Source organism: Pseudarthrobacter leeuwenhoeki (genome assembly GCF_055412885.1).
In genome coordinates, this window is sequence record NZ_JBVAYY010000003.1 from 214,860 (window position 1) to 238,658 (window position 23,799).

Below are 23,799 nucleotides of genomic sequence, written 5' to 3' on the forward strand. Positions count from 1 at the left end.
CCCGGGCATCAGCCCGGGACCGTTTTTCGTTATCCGCACCCCGCCGCGCTGAGCCGGCACGACCTGGAACTGGCATGATGAAGCGGTGAGCTCCGACGAAACCTCCGGCCAGGCCGTTGAACTGCTGGAAGCCGTCCACCGCGACCTGGCTGCCACCGCCCTTCCCCTGGCCCTCCCCGGAACGGATGAGGCCCGGCGGGACATCCGAAGCGCCCTTGCCCAGCTCGAGGATTACATCCTGCCGCGCTACCGGAGCCTGGACGCACCCCTGCTGGCTGTCGTGGGAGGCTCCACCGGCGCCGGGAAATCAACCCTCGTCAACGGACTCGCCGGGCACGCCGTCACCCGGGCGGGTGCCATCCGGCCCACCACGCGCCAGCCCATCCTGCTGCACCACCCCGCCGACGGGCGCTGGTTCGAGGACCATCGGGTCCTGCCGAGCCTGAGCCGGATCCGCGGCACGGTGAACCGCGGCCCACTGCCCGCCAGCCAGGCCGGACCCACCCCTGACCCCGCCGCGATCACGTCCCTGGTGCTGATTGCCGATGCAGCGGTGCCGCAGGGAATCGCGCTGCTGGACGCTCCCGACGTCGACTCGATTTCCGCCGACAACCGCAAGCTCGCGGGGCAGTTGCTGGCTGCCGCCGACTTGTGGGTGTTCGTCACCACCGCCAACCGCTATGCCGACGCCGTTCCGTGGCGCCTGCTGCTGGACGCGGCCTCCCGGGACATCATGGTGGCCGTGGTCCTGGACCGGGTTCCCGCCGCCGCCGAAGCAGAGGTCAGTGCCGACCTGCAGTCGATGCTCAGCAGGGAGGGCCTGGGCGGGGCCCGCCTCTTCGTCGTCCCCGAGGCGGCACTGGACGGGATGGGGATGCTGCCGCCCGCCGCCGTGGAACCATTGCGGCTCTGGTTGCACGAACTCGCCGCGGACGCCGCCGGCCGCGCCGACATCGCCCGCCGGACGCTCAACGGAACCGTCAAGGCCCTGGGGAGCCGTGTCGAGGCGGTGGCGACGGCCGCCGCAGAGCAGGAACACGCTGCCGACGTCCTCGCCGGGGACGCCCGGGACGCCTACCAGGACGCCGTGGCCAGAATCCTGGAGGCCACCCGGGACGGCGCCCTGCTGCGCGGGGAAGTTCTGGCCCGCTGGCAGGACTTCGTGGGCACCGGCGAATTCTTCCGGGCCATGGAGCAGAACATCGGCCGAACCCGCGACCGGCTCGGTGCCTTCTTCCGGGGCGAACCGGCGCCGGCGGTGCGGGTGGAGACGGCGATTGAATCCGGCCTGCAGGCCGTCATTATCGATGAGGCAGCCAACGCGGCCGAGGATGCGGACGGGCGCTGGCGCTCCGACCCGGCCGGCCGCCAGCTGCTGGGCAGCGACGACCTCTCCGGTACCTCCGCCGGCTTCGCCGGGAAGGCTGCCGCCGAGATCCGGGCCTGGCAGGGGAGCCTTATGGAGCTGATCCGGACCGAAGGCCAGGGCAAACGCACCCGGGCCCGCTGGCTGTCCTTTGGCATCAACGGCCTCGGTGCCGCCCTGATGATCGTGGTGTTTTCCATGACAGCCGGACTCACCGGCCTGGAGGTCGGCGTCGCCGGCGGCACCGCGGTCGCCGGGCAGCGGCTGCTGGAAGCGGTGTTCGGTGAGGATGCCGTGCGCCGGCTCGCCAAAACGGCCCGCGAGGACCTCCACGCGCGGTGCCAGAAGCTGCTCGAGGCCGAGCAGGAACGTTTCCTGGCCCGGATCGAGGTCTCCGGCGGGGTCGCGCCGGCGGTGCTCTCCGGCCACGCCGCGGCGCTGCGCCGGCTGGCGGTCTCCGCATGAGCCGCCATGGCGCCGCCGTCGAGGCCTCCCGGCTGGACCGCCGGCTCGAGGCCCTGAACGAGGCACGTGAACTGGCCGCCGGGGCGCTCCCGGACGACGTCCTGGACGGTGTGCTGCAGGTGCTGGACCGGGCCAGCTCCCGCCGCTCCCTCTCCGGGGACCACACCGTCGTCGGCTTCTTCGGGGCCACCGGCAGCGGAAAGTCGTCACTTTTTAACGCGGTCAGCGGCGCGGAAATCGCGACGGCGGCCGCCCGGCGGCCCACGACCTCCGAGCCGTTGGCGGGCATCTGGGGCGCCGCGGGCAGCGACGGGCTGCTGGACTGGCTGGACGTCCGCAACCGGCACCACGCAACCCCGGTACCCGGGTTCGCCGACGACCGCACGGGCCTGATCCTGCTGGATCTTCCCGACTTCGACTCCACCCGTGCCGCCAACCGGGAGATCGTGGAGCGGATGGTGGGACTCGTCGACGTCCTCGTCTGGGTGCTGGATCCGCAAAAATACGCCGACGCCGCCGTGCACAACGATTTCCTCACCCCGCTGGCCTCCCACGGGGCCGTCACGCTGGTGGTGCTGAACCAGCTCGACCGGCTCCCGGACCGGGACATTCACCCGGTGCTGGAGTCGCTGAAAGGCATCCTGGCGCGGGACGGGCTGGGCAAGGCGCAGGTCATTGGTGCCTCCGCCGTCGCGGGCACCGGCGTGGACAAGGTCCGGGCCGCCATCCGCCAGGTGGCCACGCAGCGGCAGGCCCAGTCCCAGCGCCTCGGCGCCGACGTCATGCAGGCCTCCGCCCGCCTTGCCGAGGCGTCCGGAGCGGGCACGGCCGCCGGGGCCACAGCAGCGTCAAAGGCCCGGCTGGCCGAGGAACTGGCGATTGCGGCCAATGTCCCGCTCGTGGTGGAAGCCGTCGTCCGGTCATACCGGCTGCAGTCGGCCCGGCGCACCGGCTGGCCCGTCACCCGCTGGCTGGTCCGGTTCCGGCCCGACCCGCTGAGGCGGCTCAACCTGCACCGGGAGGGCGCCCGGGCCGAACTGAACCGCACCTCGCTGCCGCCTGCCGGTGCCCCGGAACGCGCCCGCACGGATGCGGCCGTCCGGGAATTCGCCGATGCAGCATCCGACGGCGCCCCCGGCCCCTGGCGGGCCGTGATCCGCGGCGCCGCCCGTGAGGGACGTGGGCAGCTGCCGGATGCGCTGGACCAGGCCATCGCATCCACAGATTTGTTGGCTGCGGCCAAGGCCTGGTGGTGGACTCCGTTCAACATCGTGCAGTGGCTGGCGCTGCTGACCGCCCTCGGCGGGTTCGCTTGGCTGGGGGTCCTTGCCGCGCTGGGCTATTTGCAGCTTCCCGTGCCGGAGGTCCCGCTGGTACAGGGCTGGCCCGTGCCGACCGTTATGATCGCCGGCGGCGCGCTGCTCGGGATCGTCCTGGCCATCCTGGCGAAGGTCATCGCGGGGGCTGCTGCCCGGGCACGGGGCGCAGGGGCCCGCAAGCGGCTCAAGGCGGCCGTCGCGGCCGTGGCGAAGGATTTTGTGGTGGAGCCCGTGGAACTCGAGGTCAGCCGGCTGCAGTCCTTCAACAGGGCCCTGCAGGCCGCGGCGCGCTGACCCGTTCCCGGCACTGCCGCGCCGCCCGTGCCGCGTCTGCTGCTGTGCTGCGCTTACAGCAGCGCCGCGGCGTCCCGGACCTTGATCATGGTGCGCAGGTTGCGGGTGGTGGTGAAGGCCTTGTACTTCGGCTTTGAGGACAGCCTGCTGAACGGGCTCTCCAGCGTGCCGCCGGCGGGCGCCAGCCATGCCAGGGCCTCCGGACCCAGCATGGTCAGCTGCGCGCCGTCCAGGGCGCTGCCGGCCCCGTACAGCTCGGCAAGAACGTCGGCGTCCGAGCCGAGCGTGAGGTAGGTGTGCGTGGACGCGTCGTCTGCGGGATAGGGACAGGCCGCCACCAGTTCGCCCACCCGGTCCGCGGCCAGAACCACCACCCAGGCGTCATAGCCGAAGGACTCCCGGAGGCAGGCCTCGAATTCCTTCTTGACCCCGGCGGGGGAGAGCCCGCTCGAGAGGACAACATTGCCACTGGCCAGGAGCGTCTTCACGCCCGCAAACGGACAGGACTTCAGGGCTGCGGTCAGTTCCGCCATTCTGATGGTGATGCCGCCGACGTTGACCCCGCGCAGGAACACCGCATAACTGCTCATGCGGACAGCCTATGCCTGCTTCCGCGGGTCAGTTCCAGTGTCGCACTGCAACGCGGGCGACGTCCTAATTGTCGGTGCCTCGTGATGTGATTGAAGCATGGAAAGCACTGCGTGGAGTGTGGAGAGCAGGGAGGCCCTGGAGGCCGTGGCCGCGTCGGTTGCTGCGCTGGCTGTTTTCGCCGGCGCCGGTCCGGAGCGCTCTGATCTTCCCGGGGCCGATGCGTTGCGGGTCGCCGAGTCTGGTCCGGCCTGGGCTGATCCGTTGCGGGAGCTGGCGGGTGCCTGCCTGGATGGTCTCGCGGAGATGGCGCGGCTGGACGCCCGGTCCGCGGCGTTGAAGGTGCGGCTGACCGCCGACTATGTGGAGGCGACCCGGGCCCTGGCGTCCCCAACGGCGTCCCCGCAGGACCGCACCGTCCAGGAGATGGCCCTGGTGGCTGAGGTTGCGTGTGTCCTGACGGTCAGTGAACGGAGCGCCGAAGCGCTGCTCTGCGAGTCTCAGGCCCTGACCACTACGCTGCCGCTGACCCTGAGGGCCCTGCAGGCCGGGACGATCTCCTGGGCCCATGCCCGGATCATCGTGGACGAATCCACGAACCTGGACCCTGACGGGGCGGCGGCGCTGGAGGCGCACTTCCTGGACCCCGACGCACCGAACCCGGCCCGCGGGTGCCCGGCCGGGGAGCTCGTTCCGGGACGGTTCCGCACCAAGGCACGTGTGTGGCGCGAACGCCATCACCCGGTCAGTATCGAAACACGCCACACCAAGTGCGCTGCGGACCGGCGGGTTGAGTACGTCCCGGACCGGGACGGCATGGCCTGGCTCAACACCTACCTCCCGGCCGGCACCGCCGCGGGGATCTGGGAACGGACCACCGCCGCCGCCCGCGCCCTCCAGGGCCCGGACGAGGCCCGGACCCTGTCCCAGCTCCGCGCCGATGTGGCCGCCACCTGGCTCCTCAACAGTGGGACCGCCACCGGTACCGTCACTTCGGGCGGAACGGCCGGCAGCGGCGTTGGGATGGGTGGTGGTGCGTGCGGGGGTGTGCCGTCGCCGCGGGCGCAGGTCCTGATCACCGTCCCGGTCCTGTCCCTGCTCGGGGCCGGGGAGGAACCGGCGGTCCTGGACGGGCACGGGCCGATCCCGCCGTCCATGGCCCGGGCCCTGGTCGCCGGCGGCGCCGGGTCCTTCTACCGGGTCCTGACCGACCCCCGCGACGGGGCCCCGCTGGAAATCGGCCGGACCAGCTACCGCCTCACCACGGCCCAGCGACGCTGGCTGCACCTGCGCGACGGCCGATGTCCCTTCCCGGGCTGCAGCAACCACTCGTTGGACAACGACGCAGACCACCTCCTGGCCTGGGCCAACGGAGGCACCACCGGGATCTCCAACCTGGGCCAGCCGTGCCCGAAACACCACCGGCTCAAACACGGCTCGGCCTGGACACCGGCCGGGGCCAGCAAACACAAACCGCCCGGGTGGACCTCCCCGTCCGGGCGGCACTATCCCAGCGAACAGCAGGACTGGGAACCACCCGACTGGCTAGCCGACATCCCGGCCAGGGACACACTCCCGGACCCGGATTGGGATCCAGGATGGGATCCCGTCATGGACATGCCGCTGGACCCACGCCGGGATCCCAATCTGGAACTGCCGCCGGATCTATTCCCGGACTGGTACCCAGTTACGGCCCTGGATGAAGACTCTGCAGCGGTCCCTGAGGATCTGCCCTGGCCAGCGCCCCTCGAAGACCTCTACCCGGAATGCTTACAGTTCCAAAGTGCCTGGCGCTGATGGCGTCAATGACGTGCGGGCACGTCCGTGAGTCCGATGGAGACGGCCTCAGTCGTTGGTCTTGCGCAGCGCCTCGGTCAGCACCCGGGCCGCGTTGCAGACCACTTCGGCATGCAGCCGGCCCGGCTGGCGGGTCAGGCGTTCGATCGGCCCCGAGATCGAGACTGCGGCGATCACCCGGCCGGACGGACCGCGCACGGGAGCCGAGACAGAGGCGACCCCCGGCTCGCGTTCGCCCAGGCTCTGGCCCCAGCCCCGGCGTCGTACTCCGGCCAGGACGGTGGGGGTGAAGCGGGCGGCCTGGAGGCCCTCCAGAAGGCGGTCGTGGTCCTCCCAGGCGAGCAGCACCTGGGCAGCGGAGCCGGCCTTCATCGACAACTGGGTGCCGACCGGAATGGTGTCGCGCAGGCCGATGGGCCGCTCGGCGGAGGCGACGCAGACGCGCCAGTCACCCTGCCGGCGGAAGATCTGGGCGCTTTCGCCCGTGGCATCGCGCAGCTGCATCAGGACCGGTCCCGCGGAAGCGATCAGGCGGTCCTCGCCGGCGGCGGACGCGAGCTCCACGAGGCGGCTGCCCAGGACAAAGCGGCCCTGAATGTCGCGGCTGACCAGCCGGTGATGGACCAGCGCCAGCGCCAGCCGGTGCACGGTGGGCCTGGCCAGTCCCGTGGCCGCAACCAGCTGGGCCAGAGTGGTAGGGCCGGCCTCAAGTGCGTCAAGCACATGGGCCGCTTTATCGATGACACCGACTCCACTAGAATTGTCCATGTAATGATATTGCCGTCTCATTATCTGAGATGCAAGTCAATGCGCTGGCGCAGAACGCGGGAGTGCTGATTCAGTGGAGAAAGCAAGCCGGAAAGTACGGACACCGCAGTGAAGGGAGCAGGCCGTGGCAAAGACACTGGCCGAGAAGGTCTGGGACGCGCACGTGGTGCGCAAAGGCGACGGCGAAGGAGCCAACGCCCAGCCCGACCTTCTTTTCATCGACCTCCACCTGGTGCATGAGGTGACCTCGCCTCAGGCCTTTGAGGGCCTCCGGCTGGCCGGGCGCCCGCTGCGCCGGCCCGACCTCACCATCGCCACCGAGGACCACAACACCCCCACGCTGGACATCGACAAGCCGATTGCCGACCTCACCAGCCGCACGCAGATCCAGACCCTGCGCAACAACTGCCAGGAGTTCGGTGTCCGCCTGCATTCCCTCGGCGATGCCGAGCAGGGGATCGTCCACGTCGTCGGCCCGCAGCTGGGCCTCACCCAGCCCGGCATGACCGTGGTCTGCGGGGACTCGCACACCTCCACGCACGGGGCGTTCGGCGCCCTGGCGATGGGCATCGGAACCTCCGAGGTGGAGCACGTGATGGCCACCCAGACGCTGTCCCTGAAGCCCTTCAAGACCATGGCCATCAACGTCGAGGGCACCCTGCGGCCAGGGGTTTCCGCCAAGGACATCATCCTGGCCGTCATCGCCAAGATCGGCACCGGCGGAGGCCAGGGCTACGTGCTCGAGTACCGGGGCTCCGCGATCCGGGCACTGTCCATGGAAGCCCGGATGACCATCTGCAACATGTCCATCGAAGCCGGCGCCCGCGCCGGTCTCGTCGCCCCGGACCAGACCACGTACGACTACATGTCCGGCCGCCCGCACGCGCCGGCGGGCGCCGACTGGGATGCCGCCGTCGGGTACTGGAACACCCTGCGCTCCGAGGACGACGCAACGTTCGACGTCGAGGTGGACCTCGATGCCGGCACGCTGGAACCGTTCGTGACCTGGGGGACCAACCCCGGCCAGGGCGTGTCCCTCTCCGCCAGGGTGCCCTCCCCCGAGGACTTCGGTGACGAGAACGCCAAGGCTGCGGCGGAACGCGCGCTGCAGTACATGGGGCTGGAAGCCGGCACCCCGATGAAGGACATCCGCGTGGACACTGTCTTCCTGGGCTCCTGCACCAACTCCCGGATGGAGGACCTCCGCGCTGCCGCGGACATCATCCGGGGGCGGACCAAGGACCCCAACATCCGGATGCTCGTGGTTCCCGGCTCCGCCCGCGTCCGACTCGAGGCCGAGGCGGAGGGCCTGGACAGGGTCTTCAAGGACTTCGGGGCCGAATGGCGCTTCGCCGGCTGTTCCATGTGCCTGGGCATGAACCCGGACCAGCTCGAACCGGGCGAGCGCTGCGCGTCCACCTCCAACCGCAACTTCGAGGGCCGCCAGGGCAAGGGCGGGCGCACGCACCTCGTTTCGCCCGTCGTGGCAGCCGCCACGGCCATCCGCGGAACGTTGAGCTCGCCGTCGGACCTTGATCCTGCACCTGAGACCGCCGCTACCCGCACCGACGCAGCTTAGAAGGATCCGCCATGGAAAAGTTCACCACCCACACCGGCATCGGCGTCCCGCTGCGCCAAAGCAACGTCGACACCGACCAGATCATCCCGGCCGTCTACCTCAAGCGCATCACGCGCACCGGCTTCGAGGACGCGCTCTTTGCGGCCTGGCGCAAGGACCCGGCGTTCATCCTGAACCAGGAGCCGTTCAACGCGGGCTCCGTCCTGGTGGCCGGGCCTGACTTCGGCACCGGGTCCTCCCGCGAGCACGCCGTCTGGGCGCTCAAGGACTACGGTTTCAAGACCGTGCTGTCCGCACGCTTCGCCGACATCTTCCGCGGCAACTCCGGCAAGCAGGGCCTGCTCGCCGCGGAACTGGCCCAGGATGACATCGAACTCATCTGGAAGGAACTGGAGAACGCCCCCGGGACCGCGGTCACGGTGGACCTTCCCTCCAAGACGGTCCAGTGCGGCACCATCGTGGCGCCGTTCGAGATTGACGACTACACCCGCTGGCGCCTGCTCGAGGGCCTGGACGACATCGGCCTGACCCTCAAGCACGAGGAAGACATCACCGCCTTCGAGGCCACCCGGCCGGCGTTTATGCCCAGGACCCTCCCGGCCAAACTGTCCTGACCGGCGCGCTTCACTGCAACGCGGGGTCACTTACGGCCCATCCCGACCCCCGGGACCGGCCGTAAGTGACCCCGCGTTGCTTTGTTTTTCTCGGCCGGGACTGACATTGGGACGAAGCCCAGGCGGCGACCCGGCGCACCGCGTATTTCAGTTCGGTAACGCAAGCTCCTATGCTTAGCTGGTGCCTTTGTAAGGATTTGGGGGCGAGTAGTCGTGAGGAAACCGGTATATGAGTAGTGTTCTGACAATCCGCGGAGGCGTCCCGCTGACTGGCCGCGTCACCGTGCGGGGGGCCAAAAACCTGGTCCCGAAGGCCATGGTGGCCGCCCTGCTGGGCAACGAGCCATCAGTGCTGCGCAACGTCCCTGAAATCAAGGACGTCGAGGTTGTCACCAGCCTGCTCCAGCTCCACGGCGTCACTGTCGAGAAGGACCCCGTCACCGGGGACCTGACCCTCGACCCGACCAACGCGAAGACGGCCTCCCATACGGCGATCGACGCGCACGCCGGCGATTCCCGGATCCCGATCCTGCTGTGCGGTCCCCTGATCCACGCGATCGGCGAGGCGTTCATCCCTGACCTGGGCGGCTGCAAGATCGGTGACCGCCCGATCGACTACCACCTGGACGTGCTGCGGCAGTTCGGTGCCGTGGTGGAGAAGCGTCCCGGCGGCATTCACATCTCCGCGCCCGGCGGCCTCAAGGGCGCCAAGATCTCGCTGCCGTACCCGTCCGTCGGCGCCACCGAGCAGGTCCTGCTGAGCGCCACGAGGGCCGAAGGCATCACCGAGCTCTCCGGTGCGGCCACGGAGCCGGAGATCGTCGACCTGATCGCAGTGCTGCAAAAAATGGGCGCGATCATCAGTGTCCAGACGGACCGCACCATCCGGATCGAGGGCGTCCCGGACCTCGGCGGCTACAACCACCGCGCCCTCTCGGACCGCAACGAGTCGGCCTCATGGGCGTCCGCAGCGCTGGTGACACGAGGTGACATCTTCGTCCAGGGCGCCACCCAGCGGGACATGATGACCTTCCTCAATACCTACCGCAAGGTTGGCGGCGGGATGGACATCGGCGACGACGGCATCCGCTTCTATCACAAGGGCGGCAAGCTCAACCCGCTGGTCCTCGAGACGGACGTGCACCCCGGTTTCATGACGGACTGGCAGCAGCCGCTCATCGTAGCCCTGACACAGGCCGAGGGTGTGTCGATCGTCCACGAAACCGTGTACGAGAACCGCTTTGGTTTCACCGAGGCGCTGATCCGGATGGGCGCCAACATCCAGGTCCACCGCGAATGCCTCGGCAGTGTTCCCTGCCGGTTCGGCCAGCGCAACTTCCTGCATTCAGCCGTGATTTCCGGCCCCACCCAGCTGACCGGCACCGACATTGACGTGCCGGATCTGCGCGGCGGATTCAGCCACCTGATCGCGGCACTGGCTGCCAACGGCACCTCCCGGGTCACCGGGATCGACATCATCAACCGCGGCTACGAGCGATTCACGGAAAAGCTCGCGGCCCTGGGCGCCGATTTCGACATCACTTCAGCCGAGTAGCGGGTACCACGTGAAGGAATCGGCCAAGAGCCACGTCACTTTTGTTGTTGTGGCCGGGATTGTCCGTCCGGTCCTGAACCTCCTGATGCGGAAGGAATGGACCGGTCTGGAGAAGCTGCCCGCCGGCGGCTTCATCGCAGCACCCAACCACTGCACCGAAATCGATCCCCTGGTGGTGGCGCACATGCTCTACAACCAGCAGCGGATGCCGCGTTTCCTGGCCAAGGCCGGACTCTTCAAGGTGCCCGTGCTGGGATTCGTGCTGCGCGCCACCAAGCAGATCCCGGTGGAGCGCTCGACGGCGGGCGCCAACCGATCGCTGCAGATCGCCAAGGAAGTGGTGGACGGGGGCGGTGCCATCATCATCTACCCCGAGGGCACGCTGACCAGGGATCCCGATCTGTGGCCGATGAAAGGCCACACCGGTGCCGCGCGGATGGCGCTCGAAAGCGGAATCCCCGTGGTGCCGATGGCCCACTGGGGCGCCCATGAGGTATTGCCGCGCTATGCCAAACGGTTCCACCTCTTTCCGCGGAAGACCTCGCGACTGGTGGTGGGCGATCCGGTGGACCTCAGCGCCTTCGCCGGGCAGCCACTGGACAGGGCCACCCTCACCGAGGCCACCAACGTGATCATGGCGGCCATCACCGAACTCCTGGCCACCCTCCGCGGGGGACAGCCTCCGCTGGTCCGCTGGGACCCTGCGGCCCACCACCAGAGCACCCACGGCCGTTTTATTGACCAAGGCGGCAAAACTGGCGGTTCTGCAGCACCAGAAGAGAAACCCGGGGACAGCGCCGCATGACATTCGATCAAACGCGGGGACTGTCGGCCACGAAAGTTGCTGTGCTTGGCGCCGGATCCTGGGGGACCACGTTTGCGAAGATCCTCGCTGATGCTGCCACTGCCTCCGGCGTCGAACGCGACATCCGGCTGTGGGGCCGGCGCGGTGAAGTCGTCAACCAGATTAACCTGGTCCACCGGAACGAGCAATACCTCAAGGACATTGCCCTTCCGCCCAGCATCACCGCTTCCACCGACGTCGCCGAGGTCCTCGACGGCGCTGAACTCGTCATCCTGGCCGTTCCGGCCCAGACCCTGCGGCCGCAACTGCACCAGTGGAAGAACCACCTGGCGCCCGGCGCCCTGGTGGTTTCCCTCATGAAGGGCCTCGAACTGCACTCCGACGCCCGGATGAGCGAAGTGATCTCCGAGGAGCTCGGCATTCCAGCCAACCGGATCGCTGTGGTGTCCGGACCCAACCTGGCCATGGAGATCGCCCGGGAAGAACCCACCGCCTCCGTCGTGGCCTGTTCCGACCCGATCGCGGCCGGCTGGATCGCCCGCAGCTGCACTGCCCCGTACTTCCGCCCGTACACCACGGGCGACGTTGTCGGCGTCGAAATCGGCGGGATCGTCAAGAACATCATCGCCCTGGCCGTCGGCATTTGCGAAGGCAAGCAGATGGGTGACAACACCAAGGCATCGGTCATTACGCGCGGCCTTGCGGAGACCTCCCGGCTGTCGCTCGCGCTGGGCGGCGAGGCACCGACGATGGCCGGGCTCGCCGGGCTCGGCGACCTCGTCGCCACCTGTTCCTCGCCGCTGTCCCGGAACCACACGGCCGGACGGCTCCTGGGCAAGGGGCTGACCCTGGACCAGGTCGCCTGCGAAATGACGCAGACGGCCGAGGGGATCAAGTCCGCCCAGGCCGTCCAGGAACTGGCCGGCAAGCTGGGCGTCGAGATGCCCATCACCGCGGCGGTTGTCGCCGTGCTGGCAGGAAAACTGTCCGTCCACGAACTGGGGCCGCTCCTGCTGTCCCGGGACCTGAAACCTGAAGGCGGTTACTGAGCGTGGCTGAAGAAAACGTGAGCACAGCGGGCCGGTCCGGCAACAGGCGGCCCCGGGTGGCGGTGCTGTTCGGTGGCCGCTCCAGCGAACACGCGGTCAGCTGCGTGACGGCCGCCGGGGTCCTCGGTGCCATCGACCAGACGAAATACGAGGTGATCCCGATCGGGATCGCGAAGACCGGCCAGTGGGTGCTGGCCTCCGGGGATACCCACGACTGGTCACTCTCGGCCTCATCCCTGCCCGAGGTCGCGTCCTCTGCCCGGACCGTGGCGCTGACCGAGATCGGCGGCGAACACCAGCTGATCGTGGCCTCCCCGAACGAGGTCCCGCAGGAACTGGGCGCCGTGGACGTGGTGTTCCCGCTGCTGCACGGTCCGTTCGGCGAGGACGGCACCGTCCAGGGCTTCCTGGAACTGTCCGACACCCGTTACGTGGGCGCAGGTGTGCTGGCGTCGGCCGTGGGCATGGACAAGCACTTCATGAAGGTGGTGTTTGAATCCGCCGGACTCCGCGTGGGCCCCTACATCGCCGTGACGGACCGGCAGTGGCGCAACGACCCCGAGACCGTCCGCAAACGCGTGGACCAGCTCGGCTTCCCGGTCTTCGTCAAGCCCGCGCGGGCGGGTTCGTCCATGGGGATTTCCAAGGTGGACTCGCTCGAAGGCCTGGACGCCGCCATCGAGGCCGCCCGTGCACATGATCCGAAACTCGTCATCGAGGCCGGCATCGTCGGCCGTGAGATCGAATGCGCCGTGCTGGAGGGCCGGGGGACAGACGCTCCCCGGACGTCCATGCCCGGAGAGATTTCCGTGGCCGGCGGCGGGCACGAGTTCTACGACTTCAACGCCAAGTATGTGGACGACGCCGCGGCCCTCAGCTGCCCGGCCGAGCTCCCGGACGAAGCCATCACCCGGGTCCGCGAGCTGGCCGCCGTCGCGTTCGACGCCGTCGGAGCCGAGGGCCTGAGCCGGGTCGATTTCTTCTACACCCCTGAGGGTGAGCTGATCATCAACGAGATCAACACCATGCCAGGGTTCACGCCGAAAAGCATGTACCCGCAGATGTGGAAGGCCTCCGGCCTGGGCTACGCGGAGCTGATCGATGAACTGATCCACCTGGCGCTGCACCGCAAGACCGGCCTGCGGTAGGGCCCTACTGGCTTGGCGGCAGGTTCTGCAGATCCGCCTGGCCCACGCAGTTCCGCGCCGCCGGTACCTTCGCGGCGGCGGTGGCGAGGTCTGCGAGCACGGTGGCGGAACTGATCTTGTCCGGGTCCATCAGGATCTCAGTGGCGGGCTCGCGCCCGTACGTGGTCAGTGTCCACACCGGGTCGCCTTCCTTGATGACCCAGTCAACGCCATTCACGCTGACGCAGCTGTCGGTCGTCGGCCCCGGAACATTGACCCCGCAGCGCAGAATGACCAGGGACGGGTCGCCCCAGGCCGCGGTTCCCTGGCTGTTGGTCTTGCGCAGTTTGGCCTCGCCGATCGCATCCGGCAGCGCCACCATCATGGGGGCACAGGCGGCGTTCGCCGCGTCCTTGGCGGCCGTGACGTCGACCACCGGAGAGCAGGCACTCAGCACGAGGCCTGCGGCCGCCGCCGTGGCCAGCAGGCGGAACGGACGTGCGGAGGTTGGGAAACGGAAGCGCAGCATGGTTTAAGCCTAGCCCTGTGCGGGACGACCCCTGGACGGCGCGGCCCGCGATGCACGACATCGGCCGTTCTCACACCGCCGCGGTAGCGTAGGGCTGTGCCCGAACGCCTGAATGAACCGCCCCGGAACGCGTCCCTGCAGCCCAAAGCGCCGCTGACCGTGGCGGAGCTCTCCGAATCCCAGCTCCTGGAACGCATCTTCCCGCGCCTGCATTACGGCCAGGAACACAACCCGTCCCTGATCCTGGGCCCGGGAGATGACGCCGCCATCGTGGCAGCCCCGGACGGCCGGGCAGTCCTCAGCATCGACACCCAGGTGGCCGACCAGGACTTCCGGCTCGAATGGAACAACGGCTACCGGACCACCGGCTATGACGTCGGCTGGAAGGCCGCCGCGCAAAACCTCAGCGACATCAACGCCATGGGCGCCCGCGCCACGTCCCTGGTCGTGAGCCTCACCATGCCCCCGGACACCCGGGTCGCCTGGGTCGAGGACTTCGCGGACGGACTCAGTGCCGGCATCAGGGAACTGGGCGCCCCGGACTGCGCCGTGGCCGGCGGCGACCTCGGCCGGGGCCGCGAACTGGCTGTCAGTGTGGCGATTCTCGGTACCCTCGACGGCGGCCCGCCCGTGCTGCGCTCCGGCGCCCGCGCGGGGGACATCCTGGCGCTGGCCGGCACCGTGGGGCGTGCCGCGGCGGGTCTGGCGCTGCTGGAATCGGCAAACCCGGTCGAGGTCCTGACCAAGGACCAGCGTGCCCTGATGGACATCCAGTGCCGGCCCCTGCCGCCGCTCGCGGGAGGACCGCTGGCCCGGGATTCCGGCGCCACGGCCATGATGGACATTTCCGACGGGCTGGTCCGCGACGGCAACCGGATGGCAGCCGCCAGCGGTGCCGTCCTGAACCTGGACGCGTCGGTCCTGGAGCAGCTGGCGGTTCCGCTCCTGCCCGCCGCCGGACTGCTCGGTACGGATCCCATGGCCTGGATCCTGGGCGGCGGGGAGGACCACGGACTGCTGGCCACATTCCCCCCGGGTCGTCAGCTGCCTCACGGTTTCACTGCGATAGGCTCGGTAGAAGCCCCCGCACCAACGGACAGCGCGGGCGTCAAGATAGCGGGCAGGCCCGCTGACACTGTGGGATGGGATCACTTTGCAGACTAAAATTGCCGCCAACGCGCAAGCGATGAAGCGGTGGTTGGGCAAGGCAGAAACAGCGCTTGGAAACCACAGCGACCGCCTGAACGCCATCAACATTTTCCCCGTCGCCGACGGCGACACCGGCACCAACCTCTACCTCACGGCGCGCGCCGCCGCCCAGGCGCTCCACAGCCTGGACACCGCCGCGATACCGCAGATCGGCGGTGATCCGTCCGTTCATGCCTTCGGGCCGCCGGATCCGGCCCTGAACGACGTCGGCGCCGTCCTCGCCCGGGCCGGCCTGGCCGCGATGGAAAAAGCCCGCGGCAACTCCGGCACGCTCTTCGCCGTTTTCCTGTGCGCCGCCGCGGAACCCCTCGCCGGCCACTCCCGGCTCAGCGCCCCGCTGCTGGCCGCCGCGCTGAACCGGGCCCAGATCAGGGCCTGGTCCGCGCTGAGCGACCCGGTTCCCGGCACCATGCTCTCCGTGATGGAAGCCGCAGCCCGGGCCGCGGCCGCCGTGGACTCCGCGCACGACGGCGACGACAGCAACCACACCCTTGGCCTGGCCCTGGACGCCGCCGTGGACGCCGCCGTCGCGGCCGTGGTGCGCACAGAGGACCAGCTCGAGGCCCTGCATAACGCCCATGTGGTGGATGCCGGCGGCGTCGGGATGCTGCTGATCCTCGACTGCCTCCGCTCCGCCGTCCTCGGCGAGGAACTCCAGGACCGGTTGCTGGACGGGCTGCACGGCTACGACGTCCAGGACCCGCATATCCACGCCGGCATGCCGCGGGACGAGGGCGTTGAAGTCATGTGCACCATCACCCTGTCGCCGCTCGACGCCGCCATGATGCGCCAGCGGCTCGACGAAATGGGCGAATCTGTCATCATGAGCCAGGTCGGCGGGGCGGCCGACGCCTCCGGTGCCTACCGCTGGCGCGTCCACGTCCACGTCCCGCACGCCGGGCCCGCCGTGGCCCTGATCCGTTCGGTCGGCGAACCCTCGGACATCAGCGTCAGCGAGCTGGCCGTGCCCGACGCCGAACCCCGCCGCGACAGTGACCGTGAACCCGCAGGACAGGTCCCCGACGGAAATGAACGCTGACCTGGCCAACGCCGGACTGGCCAACGCCGAACTGGGTCTGGGCCTGGAACGCCGGATCGGGAAGCGTTCCGCGGCGCCCATTGAAAAGCACCTCGGCATCACCACAGTCGGCGGCCTGCTGAACTACTTCCCCCGCCGCTACCTGGACCGCGGCGAACTCACCCCCATCAGCGAGGTTCCGCTCGATGAGGAAGTCACCCTGATCGCCCGGGTGGTGTCCAGCAGCACCCGGTCCATGCGCGCCCGCCGCGGCGTACTGACCGACGTCGTCATTACGGACGACGCCGGGTCCCTGGGCACCGGGATGGGCGGCGGGACCCTGAAGGTGAGCTTCTTCAACGGTTTCCGGGCCAAGGCCGAGCTGCAGCCGGGCCGCCGCGCCCTGTTCTCCGGAAAGATCACCCGCTACGGCGGCGCCTTGGGGCTGACCAACCCCGACTTCCTGCTGCTGGACGAGGACCCGGACACCGCGAAGGATCCGGAGACGCTCGCCGCCATGCCCATCCCGGTGTACCCGGCGACCGCCAAACTGACCAGCTGGTCCATCCATAGGGTCATCGTCACGCTGCTGGACACCGCGGACCTGGACTCCCTGGCCGACCCGTTGCCGGCGGAGATCACCGCACGGGAGAAGTTCCTGGCCGTCGCGGATGCCTACCGGCTCATCCACACCCCGCAGACCCCCGTCGACTGGCAGCGCGCCCGGGACCGCTTCCGCTACCAGGAAGCCCTGGTGCTCCAGTCCGCCCTCGCCCGGCGCCGCGCCCAGCTCGCCGCCGAGGAGGCCACCGCCCGCCGGCCCGCCGCGGAGGCTCTGCTGACCGCCTTCGACCGGCAGCTGCCGTTTACCCTGACCGCCGGCCAGACCGCCGTGGGCAAGACCCTGGCCGCGGAACTCGCCCAGGACTCGCCCATGCACCGGCTGCTCCAGGGCGAGGTCGGCTCCGGCAAAACCATCGTGGCCCTGCGCGCCATGCTGCAGGTGGTGGACGCGGGGGGACAGGCCGCCCTGCTCGCCCCCACCGAGGTCCTCGCCGCGCAGCACTTCGAGTCGATCCGCCGCACCCTCGGCCCGCTGTCCCGCGACGGAATGCTCGGCGGGCTCGGCCCCGACGCGGTCCAGGTCACGCTGCTCACCGGCTCCATGCCCACCGCGGCCCGGAAACAGGCCATGCTGGATGCCGCCTCCGGAACCGCCGGGATCGTCATCGGCACGCACGCCCTGCTCAGCGACAACGTCTCCTTCTACGACCTGGGCCTGATCGTGGTCGACGAGCAGCACCGCTTCGGCGTCGAACAGCGCGATGTGCTCCGGTCCAAGGCCAGCAAACCTCCGCACCTGCTGGTCATGACCGCCACCCCTATCCCCAGAACCGTGGCCATGACCGTGTTCGGCGACCTCGAAACGTCCGTCCTCGACGAACTTCCGGCCGGCCGCGCGCCCATCACCACCCATGTCGTCGGGCTCGCGGAACACCCGGCGTGGGCCACTCGCATCTGGAGCCGGGCCCGGGAAGAGATCGACGCCGGCCACCAGGTGTACATCGTCTGCCCCAAGATCGGCTCGGACGACGACGGCGACTTCAGCCCCGGCGAGGCCGAACCGTCCGCCGCGGACCTCGAGGGTGGGAACGGGGCGCGCGAGCTGGCCTCCGTGACCGGCGTCGTCGAACTCCTGCGGGACGAGCCCGCCCTGGCCGGTGTGCCGTTGGCGCCGCTGCACGGGCGGCAGGACCCGGTGCTGAAATCCGACACCATGGCCTCCTTCACCGCCAACGAGACCAAGCTCCTGGTCTCCACCACCGTGATCGAAGTCGGCGTGGACGTCCACAACGCCACCCTGATGGTCATCCTGGACGCGGACCGCTTCGGCATCTCCCAGCTCCACCAGCTCCGCGGCCGGGTGGGCCGCGGCGGGCTGCCGGGCACCTGCCTGCTCGTCACCACCCTGGAACCCGGCCACCCGAGCCGCCGCCGGCTCGACGCCGTCGCGGCCACCACCGACGGCTTCGCACTCTCCCGGGAGGACCTCAAACTGCGCCGTGAGGGCGACATCCTGGGCGCCTCCCAGTCCGGCGGCCGGTCCACGCTGAAGCTGTTGCGGGTCCTTGAACACGAGGACGTGATCGCCCGGGCCCGGCAGGACGCGCAGGCGATCGTCGGCGGCGACCCGTCACTGGGCGCCCACCCCGTCCTCGCCGCGGCGATCGACGAATACCTCAATCCGGAAAAGGAGGCGTTCCTTGAACGCGGCTAACACCATCCATACATCCAGGGCGGCACGGCCGTGAGCCGCATCATCGCCGGGGCCGCGGGCGGAACCACGCTGGTCAGCGTCCCGGGATCCCTCACCCGGCCCACCACGGACCGGGTCAAGGAAGCGCTCTTCTCCCGGCTGGACGCCTTCGAGGTGATCGCGGACGCCCGGGTGCTGGACCTCTACGCGGGCTCCGGTTCCCTCGGCGTGGAAAGCGCCAGCCGGGGTGCGCGCAGCGTGGACCTGGTGGAATTCGACGGCAAGGCCAGCGAGGTCTGCCAGCGCAACGCGGACCTCGTCAACACAGTGGCGGGGCGCAAGGTCGTCACTGTGCACCGCTCCAAGGTCGACTCGTTCCTGGACCGGACCCAGGGGGCCGTCCGCTGGGACCTCGCCTTTCTGGATCCGCCCTACCCCCTCGACGAACCGGCACTGGCCGGGGTGCTGGCCAAGCTGCTCCCGCACCTGGCCGAGGGCGCCGTCGTTGTGGTGGAGCGCTCATCCCGGACTCCCGAGCCGTCCTGGCCGGACGGGATGGAGCGGTTCGCGGAACGCAAGTACGGGGAGACGAAGCTCTGGTTCGCCGAACCCGGCGCGGAAGAGGGCCCGGATGCCGGGACGGATCCGGGCGCTGGCCCGGACGGTCCCCAGACCCGTCCGGTCACCTCCGGCCCGTGATCGATGCCGTACTGGGAGACCCGGCCGCGGCGGGATTGCCTCTCACCCTGATGGCCACCGCCAGGCAGCGAAAGGCCACGAGTATGCCGATGAACCAGGCCATGAGTCAGTCCTTCCGGCCCAGCTCCAAGAGATCAATGTCGACGTTGCCGGTCCCAGGCTTCGGGGAGCCGCGGCGCTTGCGGAGCTGGGTGGCCCGGTACTCATCCCGGGCGAGGATATACGCATAGGGGGTGAAGAATCCCGAGAAGCCAATGACCCACAGTGCGCCCCATTCAGGCCCTTCTCCCTCCCACAAGGGGAGCTGGAACAGCCAGCAGCCCCCAATGAACATGATTCCTGAGAAGACCATGAGGATCCCCATACCCCACCAGGTGCTGACCTGGGCCTGGCCACGGCCGGGGCTGAACCCGATCTCATCACCTGAATAGCTGTGCAGCTCGCCAGTGCTGGTCTTGCGGAGAACACGCTTCTCACCGGCGGCGACGGCGCTCTTGTGTTCGGCGTACACGGCATCGTTGCGCCGCTCACGCTCTCGGTCGTAGACCATGGCAGGTCCTTTCTGGCGTATCTGGAGGTGTTCCGGCATTGTCATTGGTGCGATGCCTTTGGCCTTCATGGGGTCGCTCTGCGCCAGTTGGGGCAGCCGTGGGAGCTCAGCCCGCCTGGTCCGAAAGTTCGTCGAGGCCGACGCCGGTGAGCACCTTCGCGGGGTGTGGCCCGCGGGCGGTCAGGGCCGCTGTCCATACCTCCGGCCAGGGCCCCTGCGTCCCGGTCAGGATGATGTTGCCCGGGTAGCGGCCGCTGAACATGCCGGTCTCGGCAAAGGCGGAGACGTCCGCCATCGCCCGGCGCAGCGCAGCCACCTGGCTGCGGACCAGCGTGAGCCCGGGTTCGTCGCCCACGTTGACGATCAGCACCCCGCGGGCACTGAGCTTTGCTGCGGCTTCGAGGTAGAACTCGGTGCGGGCGATGTGCTCCGGCGCCTCCGGCCCGGAAAAGATGTCCAGAATCACGACGTCGAAGCGCAGGTCCGGGGGCAGCTCGGCCAGGGCGTCCCTGGCGTCGCCGATCAGGGTGTGCAGCTCCGTGCCCTCCGGCAGGGGGAGCTGCTGCAGCACAAAGTCCAGCAGTTCCCGTTCCAGCTCAACCGCGTACTGCACCGAGCCCGGGCGGGTGGCCTGGATGTAGCGGGCCAGGGTCAGCGCCCCGGCGCCGAGGTGGAGGGCAGTGATGGGTTCGCCCCAGGGTGCCGCGAGATCCACGACGTGACCGATCCTGCGCAGGTACTCATAGAAGATGTCCGAGGGCTCCGCCAGGTTGACGTGCGACTGTTCCGCCCCGCCGATGCTGAGTACAAAGCCGCCCTCGGTGAAGGCATCGGGTTCGATCAGGGCGTGTTGGCCGGTGGTGCGCAGGAAGCGCGCGGCGGCGGGTGTGTCCGCCATCAGAGCCTGTCGCGCAGCGTTGCGAGCCGTTCGGCGGCTTCCTGCAGCACATCGATCCGTTTGCAGAACGCGAAGCGCAGCAGGCTCCTGGTGCGTTCGGCGCCTTCCGGGTGGCAGAACACCGGCACCGGAATCGCCGCGACGCCCACCAGGGCAGGCAGCCTGCGGGCCAGGTCGACGGCGTCGGAGATACCCAGCGGCGCGACGTCCACGTTGACGAAGTACGTGCCCTGCGGCGTGAAGACGTCCAGGCCCGCGGCCCGCAGTCCCTCGCTGAGGATGTCGCGTTTGAGCCGGAGGGTATCGGCGATGCCGGCATAAAACTCATCCGGCAGGCCCAGCCCGGCCGCGATGGCGCTCTGGAACGGGGTGCCGGAGCTGTAGCTCAGGAACTGTTTGACCGTGCGGGCCGCGGAGACCAGATGATCCGGCCCGCTGAGCCAGCCGATCTTCCAGCCGGTAAAGGAGAAGGTCTTCCCCGCCGAGGAAATGGTCAGGGTGCGGTCAGCGGCGCCCGGCAGGGTGGCCACCGGGATGTGCCGGGCACCGAAGGTGAGGTGTTCGTAGACCTCGTCGGTGATGATGATGGCGTCGTGCCGGATGGCCAGCTGGACGACGCGTTCCAGCACCTCGCGCGGGAACACCGCGCCGGTGGGGTTGTGCGGGTTGTTGACCAGCACCACCCTGGTGCGGCTGCTGAACGCCGCTTCAAGGGCATCCAGGTCCGGCATAAAGTCAGGGGCCAGCAGCGGGGCGGTGACGTGGCGGGCGCCGGAGAGACCGATGATGGCGCCGTAGGAGTCGTAGAACGGCTCAAAGGTGAGGACCTCGTCCCCGGGCCCGACAAGCGCGAGCAGCGAGGCGGCGATGGCCTCGGTGGCGCCGGTGGTGACGATGATCTCCGTCTGCGGGTCCGGTGCCAGGCCGTAGAAGCGCTCCTGGTGGAGGGATATCGCCTCGCGCAGCTCAAGAATGCCCTTGCCGGGTGCGTACTGGTTGGCGCCGGCGGCGATGGCCGCCTGCGCGGCGGCCTTGATCTCCACGGGGCCGTCCTCGTCCGGGAAGCCCTGTCCAAGGTTGATGGCGCCGGTCTGCAGTGCGAGGGTGGTCATTTCCTCGAAGATGGTGACGCCGAGCGTGCCGTCCGGGGAGAGCAGGTTGGCGCCGGTCGCGGTCCGCTGCCACGGGGACTGCCCCGGGATGCTCATCGGGTGTCCGCCTTCTCACCGCGCCCGGTGAACTTGTCCATGGTGGAGTAGATCCCGAAGACCTTCCCGCCCACGAAGTCCCAGGCCCGCACCGGCAGGAGGCCGCGCAGCACCTTCCCGAGCTGCGCGGTAGCCGGGGCGATCAGCTGGGGCCGTCCGGCGGTGGTGGCCCGCCAGGCCCGGTCCACGGCGTCCTCCGGCGTCATCAGCGGCGTCATCAGCGGGCCGCGGGCGCCGTCGAACATTCCGGTGGAGATGTAGCTGGGGCAGAACGTCGTCACGGTGAGGTGGTTGTAGCCCTGCTGTTCGAGTTCGAGCCGCAGCGAGTCGCTCCAGCCGATCACGGCCCATTTGGACGCCGCATAGACGCTCATCCGGGGGTTGGACACGGTGCCCGCGGCGGAGGCGATGTTGAGGATCCGGCGCGGCCGGCCGGCGTCGTCCATCATGCCCGGCAGGAACGCGTGGGTGACGTACATGGGCGCCAGCGCGTTGATGTCCATGGTCAGGGCGATGTCCTGCTCCGGGCGGTGCTCCCAGAAAAGCGCGCCGCGGACAATGCCGGCGTTGTTGATCAGCAGCGTCAGCGGCCCCTCCTGGCGGCACGCCTGCGCGGCGTCGGCAATGGCAGTGCGGTCCGCGAGGTCCACCTGGCGGACCACCGCGCGCGCCCCGAGGGCGGTGACTTCGGCGGCGGTTTTCGCCAGGCCGCCGGCGTCGACGTCCCAGAGAATCACGACGCCGGCGCCCTCGCGGGCCGCCCGCAGGGCGTAAAGGCGGCCCATTCCCATGGCGGCTCCCGTTACGAGAACCACGCCTCCGGACACGGTGAAAGGAATGCTCGATGCTGACATGCAGCCATGCTATCCCGGCCCGCGCCGGCAATACGGTAGGTTCGGTGCATGAGACGCGCCGTATGCCCTGGCTCCTTTGACCCCATCCACAACGGCCACCTGGAAGTCATTGCCAGGGCCGCAGGCCTCTTTGACGAGGTCATAGTGGGAGTTTCCACGAACTACGCCAAGAAATACCGCTTTCCGCTGGAGGAGCGTATCGACATGGCCCGGGAAACCCTGGCCTCCCTGCGCGGCATCGTGGTGGAGCCGGTAGGGGAGGGGCTCCTCGCCGAGTACTGCCGGCAGCGGGGCGTGTCCGCCATTGTCAAGGGGCTCCGTTCCTCCTCCGACTTTGACTACGAACTGCCGATGGCGATGATGAACCGCCAGCTCACCGGCGTCGAGACGGTCTTCCTGCCCGCCGAGAGCCACTATCTCCACTTGTCCTCCACCCTGATCAAGGAAGTGTTCACGCTCGGCGGCAATGTAGACGATTTTGTGCCCCGCTCGGTGCTCAAACGGCTGAACTCGGGCGAGCCGGTCCGGGACCAGCCGCGCAGAGGGTAAGCTTGATCGGTACTCGGCGGCCTGCTGCCGGTTGCGCGGCCCGAATCGAACGCGGCCTGCGGTGTGAACCGCAGGCGTGCACCCGGTTTGAGTCCGTCCGTAAGTTCAGGCTAAGATAGTATGTCGGTCATATGTTCAACAGGAGTTCTCATTAAACGAGATGCTAGTTCGCCCTTGGTGTTTGACGTCAAGGACCTCGGACGCAGTCCGGGAAGCATGCGGACGCTGACGGAACATGTACCCGCACCGGGTGATCTCGGTGTGGCACTCATTGGCGTGCAGGAAGGCTCGGATGTCGAGTTGGATCTGCGGCTGGAGGCCGTACACGAAGGAATTTTGGTATCAGGAACCGCGCACGTCGAAGTTACTGGCGAGTGCGGCCGATGCCTGGATCCCCTTGCGTATGACCTCGAGGTCGATGTGCAGGAACTTTTCTTCTACGAGGACGCTGAGTTCTCCGATGAAGAAGACGAAGAAGAGCAACGTCGAATCGAGCACGATCTGATCGATCTTGAGCCGGTGTTGCGGGACGCAGTTGTAACCATGCTGCCGTTCCAGCCGGTGTGCCGGGAAGACTGCCAGGGCCTTTGCTCCGAATGTGGAGTGCGCCTGGAAGACGAGCCGGGGCATCACCACGAGGTGGTAGATCCTCGCTGGGCTGCCCTAGCTGACTTGGCTAAGCCTGACCGGCAAAACTGATTT

Annotated in this window: 22 protein-coding genes; 15 read left to right on the top strand and 7 right to left on the bottom strand. The window is 68.8% G+C overall.

Going from position 1 to position 23,799, the window contains the following annotated elements; translation table 11 throughout:
* The first annotated feature begins 85 nt into the window (after positions 1–85).
* Positions 86–1,831, top strand: a complete 1,746-nt coding sequence (locus ACZYX4_RS04040; RefSeq protein ID WP_463873877.1) for a dynamin family protein — start codon at positions 86–88, stop codon at positions 1,829–1,831.
* Positions 1,828–3,444, top strand: a complete 1,617-nt coding sequence (locus ACZYX4_RS04045) for a GTPase (protein ID WP_463873879.1) — start codon at positions 1,828–1,830, stop codon at positions 3,442–3,444. Before ACZYX4_RS04040 ends, ACZYX4_RS04045 begins: the two co-directional genes overlap by 4 nt.
* A gap of 53 nt (positions 3,445–3,497) precedes the next feature.
* On the opposite strand, the gene ACZYX4_RS04050 is transcribed toward ACZYX4_RS04045, so the two are convergent.
* Positions 3,498–4,034 carry a DUF1697 domain-containing protein gene (locus ACZYX4_RS04050; protein ID WP_463873881.1) on the bottom strand — a complete coding sequence of 179 codons (537 nt, stop codon included), beginning with the start codon at positions 4,032–4,034 and terminating at the stop codon, positions 3,498–3,500.
* A gap of 97 nt (positions 4,035–4,131) precedes the next feature.
* On the opposite strand from ACZYX4_RS04050, the gene ACZYX4_RS04055 reads away from it, so the two are divergent.
* Complete coding sequence (locus tag ACZYX4_RS04055) at positions 4,132–5,829, top strand: HNH endonuclease signature motif containing protein (RefSeq protein WP_463873883.1); 1,698 nt, start codon at positions 4,132–4,134, stop codon at positions 5,827–5,829.
* Between the two features lie 48 nt (positions 5,830–5,877).
* On the opposite strand, the gene ACZYX4_RS04060 is transcribed toward ACZYX4_RS04055, so the two are convergent.
* Positions 5,878–6,597, bottom strand: coding sequence for an IclR family transcriptional regulator (locus ACZYX4_RS04060; RefSeq protein ID WP_056426387.1), 720 nt, complete (start codon positions 6,595–6,597; stop codon positions 5,878–5,880).
* A 124-nt stretch (positions 6,598–6,721) separates the two neighbouring features.
* On the opposite strand from ACZYX4_RS04060, the gene leuC reads away from it, so the two are divergent.
* From leuC to ACZYX4_RS04090, 6 genes are all read left to right on the top strand, one after another.
* A complete protein-coding gene (gene leuC / locus ACZYX4_RS04065) occupies positions 6,722–8,176 on the top strand; it encodes a 3-isopropylmalate dehydratase large subunit (protein WP_463873885.1) in 1,455 nt (484 codons plus the stop codon).
* A gap of 11 nt (positions 8,177–8,187) precedes the next feature.
* Positions 8,188–8,790: a 3-isopropylmalate dehydratase small subunit gene (gene leuD, locus ACZYX4_RS04070; RefSeq protein ID WP_463873886.1), complete on the top strand. Its 603-nt coding sequence runs from the start codon at positions 8,188–8,190 to the stop codon at positions 8,788–8,790.
* A gap of 229 nt (positions 8,791–9,019) precedes the next feature.
* Positions 9,020–10,345, top strand: coding sequence for a UDP-N-acetylglucosamine 1-carboxyvinyltransferase (gene murA, locus ACZYX4_RS04075; protein ID WP_463873887.1), 1,326 nt, complete (start codon positions 9,020–9,022; stop codon positions 10,343–10,345).
* A gap of 10 nt (positions 10,346–10,355) precedes the next feature.
* Positions 10,356–11,150: a lysophospholipid acyltransferase family protein gene (locus ACZYX4_RS04080; protein ID WP_463873889.1), complete on the top strand. Its 795-nt coding sequence runs from the start codon at positions 10,356–10,358 to the stop codon at positions 11,148–11,150.
* Positions 11,147–12,199: an NAD(P)H-dependent glycerol-3-phosphate dehydrogenase gene (locus tag ACZYX4_RS04085; protein ID WP_463873890.1), complete on the top strand. Its 1,053-nt coding sequence runs from the start codon at positions 11,147–11,149 to the stop codon at positions 12,197–12,199. Before ACZYX4_RS04080 ends, ACZYX4_RS04085 begins: the two co-directional genes overlap by 4 nt.
* Before the next feature lie 2 nt (positions 12,200–12,201).
* Entirely contained in the window at positions 12,202–13,347 is a 1,146-nt protein-coding gene (locus tag ACZYX4_RS04090; RefSeq protein ID WP_463873891.1) for a D-alanine--D-alanine ligase family protein, read from the top strand.
* Positions 13,348–13,351: 4 nt separating this feature from the next.
* Here ACZYX4_RS04090 and ACZYX4_RS04095 read toward each other — a convergent pair whose 3' ends face one another.
* The gene (locus tag ACZYX4_RS04095; RefSeq protein ID WP_463873892.1) at positions 13,352–13,855 is read right to left on the bottom strand and encodes a DUF3515 family protein; all 504 of its coding nucleotides are present in this window, start codon (positions 13,853–13,855) and stop codon (positions 13,352–13,354) included.
* Between the two features lie 96 nt (positions 13,856–13,951).
* Here ACZYX4_RS04095 and thiL point away from each other — a divergent pair, with 96 nt between their 5' ends.
* The 4 genes from thiL to rsmD are packed head-to-tail and all read left to right on the top strand — an operon-like array spanning position 13,952 to position 19,038.
* Complete coding sequence (gene thiL, locus ACZYX4_RS04100; RefSeq protein WP_463873893.1) at positions 13,952–15,019, top strand: thiamine-phosphate kinase; 1,068 nt, start codon at positions 13,952–13,954, stop codon at positions 15,017–15,019.
* Between the two features lie 22 nt (positions 15,020–15,041).
* Positions 15,042–16,103, top strand: a complete 1,062-nt coding sequence (locus ACZYX4_RS04105; RefSeq protein ID WP_463873962.1) for a DAK2 domain-containing protein — start codon at positions 15,042–15,044, stop codon at positions 16,101–16,103.
* Complete coding sequence (locus ACZYX4_RS04110) at positions 16,093–18,360, top strand: ATP-dependent DNA helicase RecG (protein WP_463873894.1); 2,268 nt, start codon at positions 16,093–16,095, stop codon at positions 18,358–18,360. Before ACZYX4_RS04105 ends, ACZYX4_RS04110 begins: the two co-directional genes overlap by 11 nt.
* A gap of 30 nt (positions 18,361–18,390) precedes the next feature.
* The gene (rsmD, locus tag ACZYX4_RS04115; protein WP_463873895.1) at positions 18,391–19,038 is read left to right on the top strand and encodes a 16S rRNA (guanine(966)-N(2))-methyltransferase RsmD; all 648 of its coding nucleotides are present in this window, start codon (positions 18,391–18,393) and stop codon (positions 19,036–19,038) included.
* 106 nt (positions 19,039–19,144) lie between these two features.
* Here rsmD and ACZYX4_RS04120 read toward each other — a convergent pair whose 3' ends face one another.
* From ACZYX4_RS04120 to ACZYX4_RS04135, 4 genes are all read right to left on the bottom strand, one after another.
* Positions 19,145–19,588, bottom strand: a complete 444-nt coding sequence (locus ACZYX4_RS04120; protein ID WP_463873896.1) for a hypothetical protein — start codon at positions 19,586–19,588, stop codon at positions 19,145–19,147.
* Between the two features lie 106 nt (positions 19,589–19,694).
* Positions 19,695–20,486 (bottom strand): spermidine synthase, encoded by a 792-nt coding sequence (locus ACZYX4_RS04125; protein ID WP_463873897.1) that lies wholly within the window; start codon positions 20,484–20,486, stop codon positions 19,695–19,697.
* Complete coding sequence (locus tag ACZYX4_RS04130) at positions 20,486–21,694, bottom strand: aminotransferase class I/II-fold pyridoxal phosphate-dependent enzyme (RefSeq protein ID WP_463873898.1); 1,209 nt, start codon at positions 21,692–21,694, stop codon at positions 20,486–20,488. Before ACZYX4_RS04130 ends, ACZYX4_RS04125 begins: the two co-directional genes overlap by 1 nt.
* A complete protein-coding gene (locus ACZYX4_RS04135) occupies positions 21,691–22,548 on the bottom strand; it encodes an SDR family NAD(P)-dependent oxidoreductase (protein ID WP_463873900.1) in 858 nt (285 codons plus the stop codon). The genes ACZYX4_RS04130 and ACZYX4_RS04135 overlap by 4 nt, the downstream gene beginning before the upstream one ends.
* 48 nt (positions 22,549–22,596) lie before the next feature.
* On the opposite strand from ACZYX4_RS04135, the gene coaD reads away from it, so the two are divergent.
* Positions 22,597–23,097 carry a pantetheine-phosphate adenylyltransferase gene (gene coaD, locus ACZYX4_RS04140; protein WP_463873901.1) on the top strand — a complete coding sequence of 167 codons (501 nt, stop codon included), beginning with the start codon at positions 22,597–22,599 and terminating at the stop codon, positions 23,095–23,097.
* Positions 23,098–23,271: 174 nt separating this feature from the next.
* Positions 23,272–23,796 (top strand): YceD family protein, encoded by a 525-nt coding sequence (locus tag ACZYX4_RS04145; RefSeq protein ID WP_463873903.1) that lies wholly within the window; start codon positions 23,272–23,274, stop codon positions 23,794–23,796.
* Positions 23,797–23,799: the final 3 nt, after the last annotated feature.